General features: G+C 58.8%; 14 protein-coding genes. All 14 read right to left on the bottom strand.

Going from position 1 to position 14,089, the window contains the following annotated elements; genetic code table 11:
- Nucleotides 1-204 precede the first annotated feature (204 nt).
- A complete protein-coding gene (locus tag ACORQT_RS10925; RefSeq protein WP_033642891.1) occupies nucleotides 205-936 on the bottom strand; it encodes an EAL domain-containing protein in 732 nt (243 codons plus the stop codon).
- 511 nt (nucleotides 937-1,447) lie between these two features.
- Nucleotides 1,448-2,461, bottom strand: a complete 1,014-nt coding sequence (locus ACORQT_RS10920; protein ID WP_444859404.1) for a lipoate--protein ligase A — start codon at nucleotides 2,459-2,461, stop codon at nucleotides 1,448-1,450.
- A gap of 59 nt (nucleotides 2,462-2,520) precedes the next feature.
- Nucleotides 2,521-2,985 (bottom strand): NlpC/P60 family protein, encoded by a 465-nt coding sequence (locus tag ACORQT_RS10915; protein ID WP_016927954.1) that lies wholly within the window; start codon nucleotides 2,983-2,985, stop codon nucleotides 2,521-2,523.
- 176 nt (nucleotides 2,986-3,161) lie between these two features.
- Nucleotides 3,162-3,554, bottom strand: coding sequence for a 4-amino-4-deoxy-L-arabinose-phosphoundecaprenol flippase subunit ArnF (arnF, locus tag ACORQT_RS10910; RefSeq protein WP_033642888.1), 393 nt, complete (start codon nucleotides 3,552-3,554; stop codon nucleotides 3,162-3,164).
- Nucleotides 3,551-3,895 carry a 4-amino-4-deoxy-L-arabinose-phosphoundecaprenol flippase subunit ArnE gene (arnE, locus tag ACORQT_RS10905; RefSeq protein WP_033642887.1) on the bottom strand — a complete coding sequence of 115 codons (345 nt, stop codon included), beginning with the start codon at nucleotides 3,893-3,895 and terminating at the stop codon, nucleotides 3,551-3,553. Before arnE ends, arnF begins: the two co-directional genes overlap by 4 nt.
- Entirely contained in the window at nucleotides 3,892-5,556 is a 1,665-nt protein-coding gene (gene arnT, locus ACORQT_RS10900; protein ID WP_033652452.1) for a lipid IV(A) 4-amino-4-deoxy-L-arabinosyltransferase, read from the bottom strand. The genes arnE and arnT overlap by 4 nt, the downstream gene beginning before the upstream one ends.
- The gene (gene arnD, locus ACORQT_RS10895; protein ID WP_033652453.1) at nucleotides 5,553-6,458 is read right to left on the bottom strand and encodes a 4-deoxy-4-formamido-L-arabinose-phosphoundecaprenol deformylase; all 906 of its coding nucleotides are present in this window, start codon (nucleotides 6,456-6,458) and stop codon (nucleotides 5,553-5,555) included. The genes arnT and arnD overlap by 4 nt, the downstream gene beginning before the upstream one ends.
- Nucleotides 6,455-8,437, bottom strand: a complete 1,983-nt coding sequence (arnA, locus tag ACORQT_RS10890; protein WP_033644264.1) for a bifunctional UDP-4-amino-4-deoxy-L-arabinose formyltransferase/UDP-glucuronic acid oxidase ArnA — start codon at nucleotides 8,435-8,437, stop codon at nucleotides 6,455-6,457. The genes arnD and arnA overlap by 4 nt, the downstream gene beginning before the upstream one ends.
- A complete protein-coding gene (gene arnC, locus ACORQT_RS10885) occupies nucleotides 8,437-9,417 on the bottom strand; it encodes an undecaprenyl-phosphate 4-deoxy-4-formamido-L-arabinose transferase (protein ID WP_033642884.1) in 981 nt (326 codons plus the stop codon). The genes arnA and arnC overlap by 1 nt, the downstream gene beginning before the upstream one ends.
- The gene (arnB, locus tag ACORQT_RS10880; RefSeq protein ID WP_047026209.1) at nucleotides 9,404-10,558 is read right to left on the bottom strand and encodes a UDP-4-amino-4-deoxy-L-arabinose aminotransferase; all 1,155 of its coding nucleotides are present in this window, start codon (nucleotides 10,556-10,558) and stop codon (nucleotides 9,404-9,406) included. The genes arnC and arnB overlap by 14 nt, the downstream gene beginning before the upstream one ends.
- Before the next feature lie 401 nt (nucleotides 10,559-10,959).
- Nucleotides 10,960-11,715: a vitamin B12 ABC transporter ATP-binding protein BtuD gene (btuD, locus tag ACORQT_RS10875; protein ID WP_089191669.1), complete on the bottom strand. Its 756-nt coding sequence runs from the start codon at nucleotides 11,713-11,715 to the stop codon at nucleotides 10,960-10,962.
- 5 nt (nucleotides 11,716-11,720) lie between these two features.
- Nucleotides 11,721-12,272, bottom strand: coding sequence for a glutathione peroxidase (locus ACORQT_RS10870; RefSeq protein WP_072627708.1), 552 nt, complete (start codon nucleotides 12,270-12,272; stop codon nucleotides 11,721-11,723).
- Between the two features lie 45 nt (nucleotides 12,273-12,317).
- On the bottom strand, nucleotides 12,318-13,325 hold the full coding sequence (btuC, locus tag ACORQT_RS10865; protein WP_033652456.1) for a vitamin B12 ABC transporter permease BtuC: 1,008 nt from the start codon (nucleotides 13,323-13,325) through the stop codon (nucleotides 12,318-12,320).
- A gap of 179 nt (nucleotides 13,326-13,504) precedes the next feature.
- Complete coding sequence (locus ACORQT_RS10860; RefSeq protein ID WP_047026211.1) at nucleotides 13,505-13,921, bottom strand: DUF2502 domain-containing protein; 417 nt, start codon at nucleotides 13,919-13,921, stop codon at nucleotides 13,505-13,507.
- Nucleotides 13,922-14,089: the final 168 nt, after the last annotated feature.

The following is a 14,089-nucleotide window of genomic DNA, read 5'->3' as shown; positions in this document are numbered from 1 at the left end:
ATTAACACCGAAGGAATGCAGGGAGAACGCATCCGCCTGTCGCCAGAACGGATGCGGGAGGTTTCGCGTGAGGAAACGCGCTGAACGTCGGCTGACAAACGCGGTTATCAGCAAAAACGTGGGTGAATAACGGCGACTGAATCACGCTAAACATCACCCCGTCGCTTATTTACCTCATTGTGTGTAGTTTTTTTGTATCACTTCTTAATTATTGAACTCGCTGGGCATCGCCAGCAAAGCTTGCAGATTATCCACACCAACGCTGGGCCATAAAAAACCTTGCAGGCCTAAAACACCGGCGTATCTGAGTTTATTAAAGTACTCTTTTTTCTCTATTCCTCCGACGATCACGCCTTTACACAACAGGTTGATATTCTTTAACAACGAGTCGATGACCACGTCATACCCCTGATGGGTAAACAGCTGCCAGTAAAAACGCTTGTCTATCTTTACGTAGTCAAACAAACCATCGTACAACGCGGTCAGCGTGGCTTTACCGGAACCGAAATCATCGAGCCACAGCGTAAACAATTCGCTTAATCGCCGCACGCTCGTATTGTTCTTTCCGGCAGAAAGATTCGGAAAACTCTCACTCATTTCAAATGCAATAAAAGGATATTGCCGGATCCTCTGGCACAAGGCCGGATCGGAAAGAATAAGCTCGACGATGGTTTCTTCGATATTGATGGTCAACTGCACGCTGTTACCGGTAAACCAGGCAGCATGCTGCTCCGCCAGTCTCAATTGCTCATTAAATAACTCAATCCTTTGTTCAGGCGCCAATAAATTAATCCCAATTTCGGCCGGCATGGCTAAATCACCGTCGAGACTGTTGAAACGGCTCAACATTTCCACCGCCAACAGCCCGCCCTCCATTGAGTAAACAGGTTGAAAAACATAGCTACTAATAAAGTCAGCTTCGAGTTGGATGTTCATTTTAATGCCACAGGATGAATGGCTAGCGTATCATCGTATATCAATATATTTTATCGATCAATCCTTCTGGGATTAATCGGAAATATCAATGCAAATGCTCGTAAAATATCATTTAATTGATAGATTAAAGCTATACGACAATCGCGAACGGCGCAAAGAAAAGCAGCCGCACTTATGCCAGTTTTCTCGTTCGGCGCGTGATGCGAAAAGATATTTGGCTTAAGTGGAATGGATTTGAGGCCAAATTTGACTTATCACCTTTGTTTTAATTAAGAAAAATCCTAAATAAAGTAAAATAATCTTTCTGACTTAACGCCAATTTTTCCGGCCGTTAACGATGACTGATTAAATTTAATAACGCATCAATTCCGCCCGTTATTCGCAGCATTGAAAACCTGAAAAAATGCCCACCTTGATTTTCAGAAAATCTGCGCTACGCCCAGCGAAACGTCGCTTTCAGCGATAAAAAAAGGGATGAGCACGCTCATCCCCTCACTGCCAGACCGCCCGGCTAGCGGATGGTATCGCTCAGCCATTGCCGCAGCTCGGTCAATTCAGCCGCCTGTTGCGGATAGGCCACCACCAGACGGTCGCAGCAGGCGGCGACGGGCTCACTGCGGTACGCGCAGCCCACCAGCATGTCCGCCAACCGCTGTAGCGGAGCCGGATTCAGGCTGTCGGTGAATACCTGCGCACGAACAATTGTCCCCTTCTCGACATCGAAGAACAGGTCCACGCCGCCCCAGACGAAGAGTTCATTTAGCAGATGGCTGAACGCCGGCGCCTTGCCGAAATTCCATTCCCAACTGCTCTGTTTGGCGAACTGCGCGGCAAAATCGGGCAGATCGGGGAATACATCCGGCGAAATGATCTCCGGCTCGGCCGTCTCGCCATAGTGGGCGAAGAAGGCCTGCACGATCGCCTCACACACCTGCTCATGGCTGATGCCCGGCAAAAACTCCGCCAGGTTGGCGACGCGCGAACGCACCGAGGTGATGCCCTTGGCCTGCAGTTTTTTGGGATCCGGATTGAGGTAGTCCGCCAGCCGCTCAAGATCGGCATTCAGCAACAGCGTGCCGTGGTGGAAACCGCGATCCTGCGTTTCGCGATAGGCGGAGCCGGATATTTTGCGCGGCCCATCGGCAGTTTCCATCACCAGGTCATTGCGCCCCGATGCGCCGGCCGTTACGCCCAACTGCCGCAGCGCTTGCAGAATGATGTTCGTGGAGACGCTTTTATCGTACCCCGGCTTGCCGGCCATAAAGGTGAAACAGGTGTTGCCCAAATCGTGGAATACCGCCCCGCCGCCGCTGCTGCGCCGCGCCAGCCGAATGCCATCCTGTTCCATACGCCGGGTGTTGCACTCTTTCCAGGGGTTCTGCGACTGGCCGATCACCACCGTTTCGGCATTGCGCCACAGGAAGAGGATTTTTTGCGTGGTCATTTCGCGGAAGATGCACTCTTCCACCGCCAGGTTGAACCAGGGATCGTAGGAGTCGGAGATCAGTAAACGCAAACTGTTCATGGCAGGCACCGTTCAAAACACGTGATGCCGCCATGATACACCAAATCAACGGGTTAAGGCTAAATGCGCCGCGCCTGCCAGTACACCCGTTTCCAGTAAACGTTATCGAGCGAGGAGCGGATCACCCCGCGACTGGTCGAAGCGTGGATAAATTGGTCGTTGGTATCGTAAATGCCGACGTGCAGACCGTTCTCACCGCCGCCGGTTTTGAAAAACACCAGATCGCCCGGCATCAGTTCGTCGCGCGAGACCTTGGTGCCCAGCGAGGTTTGCTCTTCGGTCGAACGGGGCAGCTGCATATCGAAGCGATCGCGGAACGTGCGGTAAACAAAGCCGGAGCAATCCACGCCGCCGCGATCCAGGCCACCGTAACGGTATGGCGTGCCGTACCACTGGCGCAGTTGTTCATTGAGCTGAGCCACCACCACGATAGAATCCGCCAGGCGGCCGCTGGGTGGCGGCGCATGGCTGCTGCAACCGGCGAGGATTAAACTGGCTAATAAAAACCACACACGCATCCGCATAATATCCCTTCATTGAACACGTTGCCGCATTATGCCATTCGGTACACCACTACACTGCCTGCGAGGCAAAGCCGGCACCACGTAAGGAAAGCGCTATTTCGCGTTAATTTATCTCCCGCACGGGGAAAAAGGCAAGCGCCATGAGGGAGATAATAGCAGGATCGCCGGTTTTGGCCCTATTGCGGCGATTTGGTCTCGGATTTGCTGTTAATCAGCCAGACGCCGAACAGAATAAACAGCGTGCCCAACGTTTTCAGCAGCGTAGCGGATTCGTTAAACCACGGCAGGATCACCGCCGCCAGGTAAACCAGCGCATAGCTGACGCTCAGCAGAGGATAAGCGCGGTTTAACGGCAGATGGCGCAGCGCAAAGAACCAACACAGCATCGACAGCGCATAGCCAAAGATGCCGCCGCCCACCGCCAGCAGCGGCAGCCAGTAGTCGCCGATCAGCGTCAGCGAGACGTCGGCGAACGACATCAGCGGGATCTGAACCATGCCCCACTTCATCAGCAACTGCGCCAGCGTCACCAGCAGTACGCTGGCAGCGCCCCAGGCATAGCCCTTCATGAATGCACGCTCATCAGCAGGATCCCCAGCATAATCGACGCCACGCCACACCAATGGCGCGCGGTCGTCGGCTCATGAAACAGCCAGCGCGCGGCCAGCGTCACCATCACGAAGTTAAGGCTGAGCATCGGGTAAGCCAGGCTGAGCGGCAGGCGTTGCAGCACATTAAGCCACACCGCCATGCCCAGCCCCAGCAACAGCACCGCCAGCGCCAGCCAACGCAGCGTCTGCTTGAGCCGCGCCTCGTCCGCCCGTTCCCAGCAGTGCGCCGCCTGCTTCTGGCACAGCTGCCCACCACAGGTGAGCAGACTGACCACTATCACCAACAGAAAACCGATCATGGTTGCTGTTTATACCACATCAGCACCAGACGGTTCATGCGATCCACCTTGTCTGCGGCAGGCAGTTCCTGCGGCAGCGCTTCGCCGCGGGAGAGCTGCAACACCAGCGACACATTCCCCTGCTTGCGCGCCTGCGCCAGCCACTGCGGGAAGTCGGCGTCGCTGATCAGGTGCCCTTTGGCGTCCGGATACTCCAGACCATAGGCCACCTCGCCTTTCTGGCTGTACATCAGCACGTCGCTGCGCTTGAGTTCCCAGGCCAAGCCGGCCGCCACCCCGACGCTGTCGGTCAGCACGTAACGGCTGTCGCCCAGTTCGGCCATCGTGGCGCGGGCGAAGTTCTGCGGCAGTTTGGAATCGGTCACCTGCTGCGGAATCGCGTAACCGATCACCAGGCACAGCAGCACCGGGCAAGCGGCCGCCCAACGCCATTGGCGGCCGTTATCGCGCGCGGAGACCAGCGCGAACAGCAGCCAACCGCCGAACGCGATCAGGCCGAGCACCACTTTCGGCCACTCCTGCGGAGTAAACAGATGCGCTTTCGGCAGCAAACCGGAGCTCAACACCACCAGCGCCACGATGCCAATCAGCCCGAACAGGCCGTTCAGCCAGGCGTTGGCCTTAAACAGCCTGGCGCGCAGCGTGGCGGCATAGTCTTCCGCATAGGCGGTCATCAGCAGCGCCAGCGGCGCCATGCACGGCAGAATATAGGTCGGCAGCTTGCCTTTGGCGATGCTGAAGAAGATCAGCGGCATCATCGCCCAGCTCAGCAGGAAGAACAGCTCCGGGCGCTGCACGCGTTCGCGCCAACCTTTGAGCAGCGCGCCGGGCAGCAGCGCCAGCCACGGCAACACCGCCGCCAGCAGGATCGGCAGGTAATACCAGAATGGCGCCTTGTGCTGGGCGTTATCTTCGGCGAAGCGCTGAATGTGTTCGACCCAGAAGAAGTAATTCCAGAAATCGGGCTCACGTTGCGCGATCGCCAGCGCCCACGGCAGGCTGAGCAACGTGGCGGTCACGATCGCCACCGGGCCGTAGCACAGCAGATCCTTGATGCGACGTTGCTGAATGACAATCGGGATCACCGCAATCACCGGCACCGCCAGCGCCAGGAAGCCCTTGGTCATAAAGCCCATGCCGCAGGCCAAGCCCAGCAAGGCGTAGGCACCCAGCTTGCCTTTGACCGAGGTGGCTTTCAGCGTCAGGTAATAGCTGACCATTGCCGCCGCCAGCCACAGCGAAATCATCGGATCCAGCACGCTGTAAGTGCCGATGCTGAACACCAGCACCATCGACAGGAACATCAGCATCGCCAGGCTGGCGCGACGCGCATTACGCCACATCAGCATCGCCAGCGCGAACACCAGCAGCGCGGTCATGCCGGTGCTGAACACCGAGCCGAACCGCACCGCAAAGTTGTTTTCCCCGAACAGCCACTGGCTGATGTTATTAAACCAGTATCCCGCTACCGGCTTCTCGAAATAGCGCAGCCCCAGCAGGTGCGGCACCACCCAATCGCCGCGTTGCAGCATTTCACGGCTGATCTCGGCATAACGCGTTTCATCCGGCTGCCACAGCAGGCGACCGTTAAGCGGGATCAGATAGACCAGAGCAAAAAAAACGGCCAGCAGAATGGCCCAGGATCCTTTTAGCGCCTTCATGTAACGTCCTTCACATCGGTTTGACAGCCCAGCCAACCTTCGCGGCCGGGGAAAGGAGCGCGCTTGATGCGGCCCAACGGCAGTGACGCCAAATCTTGCGGTAACAGCGCGCTCAGCGGGCAGAATTCGATGCCCTGCTGCCGTGCGCGTTGCAATAACTGTTCGAACATCGCCGCTTGCGACATGCCTTCCACTTCGGTGTGAATGGTGTACACCGGTACGCCGCGATCGTTCTCGATGGCGCGCAGAATGTAGTCGTTAAAGTCGGCCATGCTGACTTCGCTGCCGATCACTTCGTCGAAGGTCGGCAACGTCACCGGGATCTGCACCGTACCGTGACGCCCGTCGCTCAGCACCGGACGGAACGGATGGGTGCCGCGGCAATCGCTGTTGTAATGGAAGCCGAAGCGCTGCTTGACCTCCAGCACGCGCGTGTCGGCACGCCACCCTGCTACGGCGGAGCATTTCACCGGCTGGCCGGTGCTGGCGCTCAGGGCATCGACGCCCCGCTGCACCTGTTCGGTCAGCTGCGCCTCGCTCCATTTGCCGACGTTGGCCTGCCATCCCTGGTGATCCCAAGCGTGCAGCCCGACTTCATGGCCGGCTTCGGCGGTGCGCTTCATCAGCGGCCCCAGCGCGCGTGAAATGTTGCGCCCCGGCCACGCGGTGCCGGCCAGCAGAATATCCAGGCCGTACAGCGAAGCGGCGTTCGAGCGCAGCATTTTCCACAGAAATTTCGGACGCAAAAGGCGCCAAAGATGGCGCCCCATGTTGTCCGGTCCCACGCTGAAGAAGAAACTGGCCTGAATGTCGTACTTTTCGAACAGGTCCAGCAACTGCGGCACCCCTTCACGGGTGCCGCTGAAGGTATCTACATCAACCCGCAGACCGACTTTCTTCATGCATCGTTCCCTTCCTGAACGGTAGTGCGCAGGAAGTAGTCCAGCGTATCGGCGACGGTTTGCTTCATCTCGATGGTCGGCTGCCAGCCCAGCAGGCGGCGCGCGTTTTTGATGCTCGGCGTGCGGTGCTCGACGTCCTGGTAACCTTTACCGTAGTAGCTGCTGCTCTCCACGTCCTTGAAGCCGGCAAACGGCGGGAAGCGGTCGCGCAGCGGGTGGTTGTTGAAGCTTTCCAGCAGCATTTCCGCCAGCTCGCGAATGCTCGCTTCGTTGGTCGGGTTACCGATGTTGACGATCTGGCCGTCGCACAGGCCGTCGCGGTTCTCAATGATGCGGAACAGCGCTTCAATGCCGTCGTTGATGTCGGTGAAGCAACGCTTCTGTGCGCCGCCGTCCATCAGTTTGATCGGCGAACCTTCTACCAGGTTGAGGATCAGTTGGGTGATGGCGCGGGAAGAACCGATGCGCGCGGCGTCCAGGTTATCCAGACGCGGCCCCATCCAGTTGAACGGACGGAACAGCGTGAACTTCAGGCCTTCTTTGGCGCCGTAAGCCCAGATCACCCGATCCAGCAGCTGTTTGGAGACCGAGTAAATCCAGCGTTGTTTGTTGATTGGCCCGACGATCAGACGCGAATGGTCTTCATCGAACTCTTTGTCGTCGCACATGCCGTACACTTCGGAGGTGGACGGGAAGATGATGCGCTTGTTGTATTTCACGCAGTCGCGAACGATCTTCAGGTTCTCTTCGAAGTCCAGCTCGAACACGCGCAGCGGGTTACGGGTGTATTCGATCGGCGTCGCGATCGCCACCAGCGGCAGCACCACGTCGCATTTCTTGATGTGATACTCGATCCACTCGGAGTGGATGCTGATGTCGCCTTCCACGAAGTGGAAGCGCGGGTTGTCGAGGAAGCGGCTGATGGCGTCAGAGCCGATATCCAGACCGTAGATGTCGTAACGATCGTCGCGCAGCAGACGCTCGGTCAGGTGGTTGCCGATGAAACCGTTGACCCCGAGGATCAGCACGCGAGTGCGGCGTTTCATCACGGCGTTAGGCTTGGCGGCCAGACGCACGTCGGTGACGATGCCCATTTCCTGCGCCAGGCGGCTGCCCTGCACGTACAGGCCACTTTCGTTCTGCCCGGCGACGATTTCCAGCGCGCCTTCGCCACAGGCGATGACCAGCGGGGCGGTGCTCAGCACGGTGCCCGGTTGTTTATCGTGTTGGGTATCCAGCACGCGGGAACGCCAGACGATCAGCTTGCGCTGGCCGAGGTAGCTGAATGCCCCCGGGTACGGTTCAGTGACGGCGCGCACCAGGTTGTTGATCTCTTTGGCGGATTTGTGCCACAAGATCTCGCCGTCCGCCGCGGTGCGGCGCCCGAAGTAGCTGGCCTGAGACTCATCCTGCTTGGTAAAAGTGGCGGTGCCGTTCTTCAGCTTCGGCAGCTGCTCTTTCAACACGGCCTGCGCGGCTTCCAGCACTTTTTTGTGCAGCGTCAGCGCGGTGTCGTTGTCGGCGATAGCCACTTTCTGCTGGCCCACGATGTCGCCGGCGTCAGGGCGTTTCACCATTTTGTGCAGGGTGGCGCCGGTTTCGGTTTCGCCATTCACCAACGCCCAGTTCACCGGCGCGCGGCCACGGTAGCGCGGCAGCAGCGAACCATGCAGGTTGAAACCGCCCAACGGGGCCAGCGACAAGATCTCGTCGCTCAGCATGTGACGGTAGTAGAACGAGAAGATCACGTCCGGCTGCAGTTCGCGAATGCGATCAACCCACAGCGGGTGGTTCACGTCTTCCGGCGCATAGACCGGCAGATCCAATTCGGCGCCCAAACGGGCCACGGAGGAGAAGAAGTTGTTCTCACCTGGGTCGTCGGTGTGCGTGAACACAGCCTGCACGTCATAACCCGCCTCAGTCAGCGCTTTCAGACCTGCGCAGCCAATATCATGGTAAGCAAATACAATAGCTTTCATCATTCTTCTTCCTGAGTATTGTGGTCTTGCTGTACGCCGACCACTTTCTGAACAAAATAGCGAGGACGTGCGCGCACGTCGGTATAGATGCGGCCGATGTATTCACCCAGTAGCCCCATGCCGACAAACTGGGCGCCGATAAAGGTGAACAGGACGGCGAAAAGCGTGAACACGCCGCCGGCGGCCCATTCAGGACCGAGCAGCAGACGCAGCGCGATCAGCACCAGCGCCAACACGAACCCGGACAGCGCTACGATGCTGCCGACCACGCTGAGCAAACGCAGCGGCGTAGTGGTCAGACAGGTGATCAGGTCATACATCAGGTTGATCAGCTTCATCAGGCTGTATTTGGAGTCGCCGAACTCGCGCTCGGCGTGACGCACGTCGATCTCGGTCGTGCGACGGGCGAAGGTATTCGCCAGGATCGGGATGAAAGTGCTGCGCTCATGACAGTGCAGCATCGCCTCAACGATATGACGACGGTAGGCGCGCAGCATGCAGCCGTAGTCCCCCATCGATTTGCCGGTGGCGCGTTGAATCATCATGTTGATTACGCGCGAAGCGCTTTTGCGGAACCAGGAGTCCTGACGGTTGGCGCGCACGGTGCCCACCACGTCATAGCCCTCTTCCGCCACGCTGACCAGCCGAGGGATTTCCTCCGGCGGGTTCTGCAGATCGGCGTCAAGGGTAATCACCAGATCGCCGGTCACCTGATTGAAACCGGCCATGATCGCCGAATGTTGGCCATAGTTGCGGTTAAGCAGGACGGCAATCACGTGACTGTCCGGCTTTTCGGCCGCCGCGGTCAGCATGTCAGCGGAGTTGTCGCTGCTGCCATCGTCGACGAGAATGATTTCATAAGGTTGGGATAACTGCTTACAGGCGGCGGTAGTGCGCTCCAGCAACGCAGGCAGGCTTTCCTGCTCGTTGTATACCGGGATGACTATCGACACTTTTTTGATCGGTTCAACGCGAGACACGTAAAGACTCCACAACAGAAGACAAGGCATTGACCACGCGATCCACATCGGCGTCGGTCATATCAGGGAATAGCGGTAAGGTGCACAGCCGCGCCGAGTTCCATTCGGTATTCGGCAACGACAGCTGCGGATAGCGCTCACGGTAGAATTTCTGGGTGTGCGCCGCACGGAAATGCAGCCCGGTGCCGATGCCAACCTCTTTCAGGCGCTCCATCAGCTGGTCGCGATCGAGGCCGCAGCGCTCGGGATCGACGCGCACCATAAACAGGTGCCAGGCGTGGTCATGCGGATAATCCGGCACGCCCAACGGCTGGAACGGCGAGCCTTCCAGCGCGCTCAGGTAGCGCTGCGCCAGCGCCTTGCGGCGCGCGTTCAGCTCAGCGAAGCGCGAAAGTTGCACCACGGCGATCGCCGCGTGAATGTCGGACAGGTTGTATTTGTACCCCGGCTCCACCACTTCGGCCTGCGGTTTGCGGCCCAGCTGCTGGCGATCGAAGGCATCGACGGCCAGGCCGTGGAACTTCAGGCAACGCAGGCGATCCGCCAGCGCATCGTCGTCGGTGGCGATCAGGCCGCCTTCGGCGCAGGTCACGTTCTTAATCGCGTGGAACGAGAAAATCGCCGTGCCGCGCGCGCCGACCCATTCGCCGTTGTAACGCGTGCCGACCGCATGGGCGGCGTCTTCGATTAACGGCAGACCATGGCGTTCGGCCACGGCGCGCAAAGCGTCCATCTGCAGGGGGGCGCCGGCATAATGCACCGGAACAATCGCTTTGGTTTTCGGGGTGATGGCAGCCTCAACGTCGGCGGCGCTGACCATCAAGGTCTCACGGTCAACGTCGATCATCACCGGCGTAGCGCCCAGCAGTTCGATCATGTTGAGGGTGGAAACCCAGGTTTGGGAAGGGGTGATGACTTCATCGCCGGGCCCCACGCCCAGCGCCATCAAAGTGATGTGCATGCCCGCTGTGGCGGAACTCACGGCGATGGCGTGCTTACAGCCGAAGGTGGAACAGAAGTCGCTTTCCAGTTGCTGATTTTGCGGGCCGGTGGTGATCCAACCGGAACGCAACACTTTCTCTACCGCGGCGATTTCTTCATCGCCGATGGCTGGTCGAGAGAAAGGTAAAAATTGATCCATAGTTAACCCCAAACGTATCGAACTGCTTTTGATGACACTGTAAATCCCTTTCGTTTAACGAATATTAAACGCCAGAGAAGAATCGTTTCCGTGGATTAACTGCCAATGTAAGGCCGCAAGCTTAACTAAACCTTAAGACGAGACTTGTCATCAGTGGGAGAACTGATAGGAAGGTGCCGTCATCATTAATTTAATTTTATTATGTAAATCAATTTCTTATATTTTTTAATAATTACTTACGTATTTTATTTTTGCCGAATCAAGCGTAGCACGTCATCGACGTTTTTCAAGAAAATCGATAAGAAAATGAGAGACCGCACAATATTCGCCGATCCTTACCCCGCTATTTATATTCACTGTGTTTAGTTTCCGTTTACGTTGCGCCCCGCCGACTGGGTTAATTAAGCCGTGCGGGTCATGATCCAACGCTGCTCCCCTACCCATTGCAGTTGAAAATCCACTTCATAAATCTGCGACAGCATCGCGGGCGCCATCACCTCACGCGTGACGCCCTGCGCCACCAGCCGGCCGGCATGCAGCAACCAAACCCGATCGGCCTGCTGCAGGGTGTGATTCAGATCGTGCGCGCATACCAGCGCGCTGCGCCCGCTCTGGCAGAATTCGCGCAGCAGGCGATCCAGCGCGACTTTCTGCGCCACATCCAGGCTGTTGGTCGGCTCATCCAGCAACAACAGGCGGCTGTGCGGATTGACGCTGGGCCACACCTGCAGCAAGACCGCCGCCAGCCGCACCCGTTGCCATTCGCCTCCAGAAAGCTGCGTCAGCATGCGTGACAGCTTATCCACCAGCTTCAACCGCCGGCACAGATAGAGGATGGCGTGCTCCACATCGGTTTGCGTCGCCGCCGCAGGCCGGTGCAGCGCCAAATACTGAAACACCGGCATCAGCGACACCGGCGGCTGTTGCTGGCTGAGGTAACCACGCCGGGATGCCAGTTCGCTCCCCGGATAATCTGAGAGCGCGCGTCCGTCCAGACGAACCTCGCCCAGCCCCGGCAGCATGCCCGCCACCCGCGCCAGCAGAGTGCTCTTCCCGGCGCCGTTTGGGCCGATCAGGTGAACCTGCAACCCGCCGTCAATCTGTGCCGAAAAAGGCGCCAGGCGCCCCGCCACCCCAACCTCAACGAGTTGCAGCATTCGTCTTACCCTGCCAGCGCTTGTTTCACCGCCGCCACCAGCGCCGGATCTTCCGGCGTGGTGTCAGGCGAGAAGCGCTGGATCACCGTGCCGTCGCGCGCGATGAGGAATTTCTCGAAGTTCCACAAAATATCGCCGGCGTGCTTCGGCGCACGCCCTTTGCTGGTCATCCGCGCCAGGAACTCGCTGCCCTGCGGCGCGACAGCAGCCGGCTGCGCGGCAATCAGCGCCTGATACAGCGGATGACGGTGTTCGCCGTTCACCTCAATCTTGGCGAACATCGGGAATTGCACGCCGAAAGTGCCACGGCAAAACGCCAGGATCTCTTCGTTGCTGCCCGGCTCCTGCCCCAGGAATTCATTGGACGGGAACCCCAGCACTTCCAGCCCCCGATCGCGATAGGTTTCGTACAGCGCTTCCAGCCCTTCATATTGCTTCGTCAGGCCGCACTCCGAGGCCACGTTGACCACCAGCAGCACCTTGCCCTGATAGGCCCCCAGCGTGGTAGCCTGATTTGCGATGGTCTGTAACGGCAGGTTATAAATTGGATTGCTCATCGGTTGTCATCCTGTAGTTTTTTAATGGCAGGTGAATGAAGAAAACTACCTTACGCCTTTTGCCCGGGTCAGTAACCAGATAAATAGCGGCGCTCCCAGCGTAGCGGTCACCACGCCGATCGGCAGTTCGGCCGCCAGCAGCGCAACGCGGGCGATCACATCGGCCACCAGCAACACGCCGGCCCCCGCCAGCGCGCAGGCCGGCAACAGATAGCGTTGGTCGGTCAGGCCGGTGAGCCGCAAAATATGCGGGATCACCAGCCCGACGAAGCCGATCACCCCGGCGAGCGCCACGCTGACGCCCACCAGCCAGCCGATCGCCAGCACCAGCAGGTTGCGCCACAGATGCAGCGACAGCCCGAGCTGCCGCGCCTGCACCTCGCCCAGCGCCATCAGGTTAAGCGCTCGCCCCTGGCCGCACAGCCACAGCAGCACCGGCAGCAGCGCCAACACCAGCCACTTTTGGCGCCAGTCGACGCCGCCGAAGCCCCCCATCATCCAGTACATCAACTGCCGCAGATCGAGACTGGTGCTGAAATAGACCGCCCAGGTCATCAGCGCGCTGCACACGATGCCCAGCGCCACTCCCACCAGCAACAGCCGCGCATTGGTCAGGCGGCGCCGGCGAGCGAAGCCCAGCAGCAAGAACGTCATCGCCAGCGCGCCTGCTATCGCGGCGGCGCTCATCAGCGCTACCGGCAGCAGACCGTGGCCCAGCAGCACCGTCAGCACCAGCGCGACGCCGGCGCCGTTCGCCACCCCCAGCAGGCCAGGTTCCGCCAACGGGTTTTCAAACAGCGCCTGCATCACCGCCCCGGCTACCGCCAGGGCGGCGCCGACCAACATCACCGCCAGCGCACGCGGCAATCGCAGTTGCCAGACGAACAGCTGCGCCCGATCGCTGAACCATTCTGACGGCCATATCCATCGATCGCCGGCGCAAAGGCTAAACAGCAATGCCAGCACCACGCCCAGCGCCAACAGAATGACCTGGCGTTTATCGCGGTAACGTTGATGTTGCAACAGTAAGGTGAAGGTACGGCTGGTTGGCATGGCGCGGCGATTCCCTGCCGGCCGCTGTCGTGGCCGGATAATTGACGTCTGAGTCAAATATTAGGGGGTTAACGCCGCAAGGGGAAGCCTTGCGTAAGCGATGGCACAGGAAAGCAGCGGCTGGCCCTGCCCGTCATCGCCAGGATGATGGCAAAACCAGCCGCCGATAAACTCAGGGGTTAACGATGCTGACCGGGGTTGCCCTGCGGATAGGGCCGGCCGCGGCCGTCATCGCGCCGGTCATGGTCGCCGCGATCGTCATGGCGGCCATCATGATCACGATTATCGCGATCGCCGTGGAAAGGATTGCCGCTGCGCGCCGGCTCGCGATGCTCATAGCCGCGCGGCGGCGAAGGCTGCCAGCGCCCGCCGTCCCAGTACAGGCCACGCGCATTGCGCTCCCCCAAACCGCGGCCCTGGTGTGCATGCCACCATTGCGGGGGACGCCAGTCGTAGCCATCCCAGTAGTAGCCGCGGCGGTCCTGATCCCCCAAATGCAGGGAAACGCCCGGCACGTTGATATCGACGGAGACATCGGCCTGTGCCGCCAGCGGCAGCAACAGCGGAAAACACACCAGCAACAGGATCTTTTTCATTTTGCCTTCTCACTCTATTTTTCTTGCTGCAGTGGTTATATCAGTGCGCTTATTTAGCGACTATCTCACCGGTGCCTATTTTCAGATCGTTTTCGACGGCCTTACACAATCCCGACACTGTTTGCCGACGTCTTTAATTATTATTGCCTCTGCCAAGGCTTAACGAAT

The sequence above is a fragment of the Serratia sp. (in: enterobacteria) genome (assembly GCF_052400455.1).
GTDB lineage: Bacteria > Pseudomonadota > Gammaproteobacteria > Enterobacterales > Enterobacteriaceae > Serratia > Serratia ureilytica.
The sequence above is the reverse complement of the archived record's forward strand: the minus strand, read 5'-3'. Positions and strand labels throughout refer to the sequence as shown.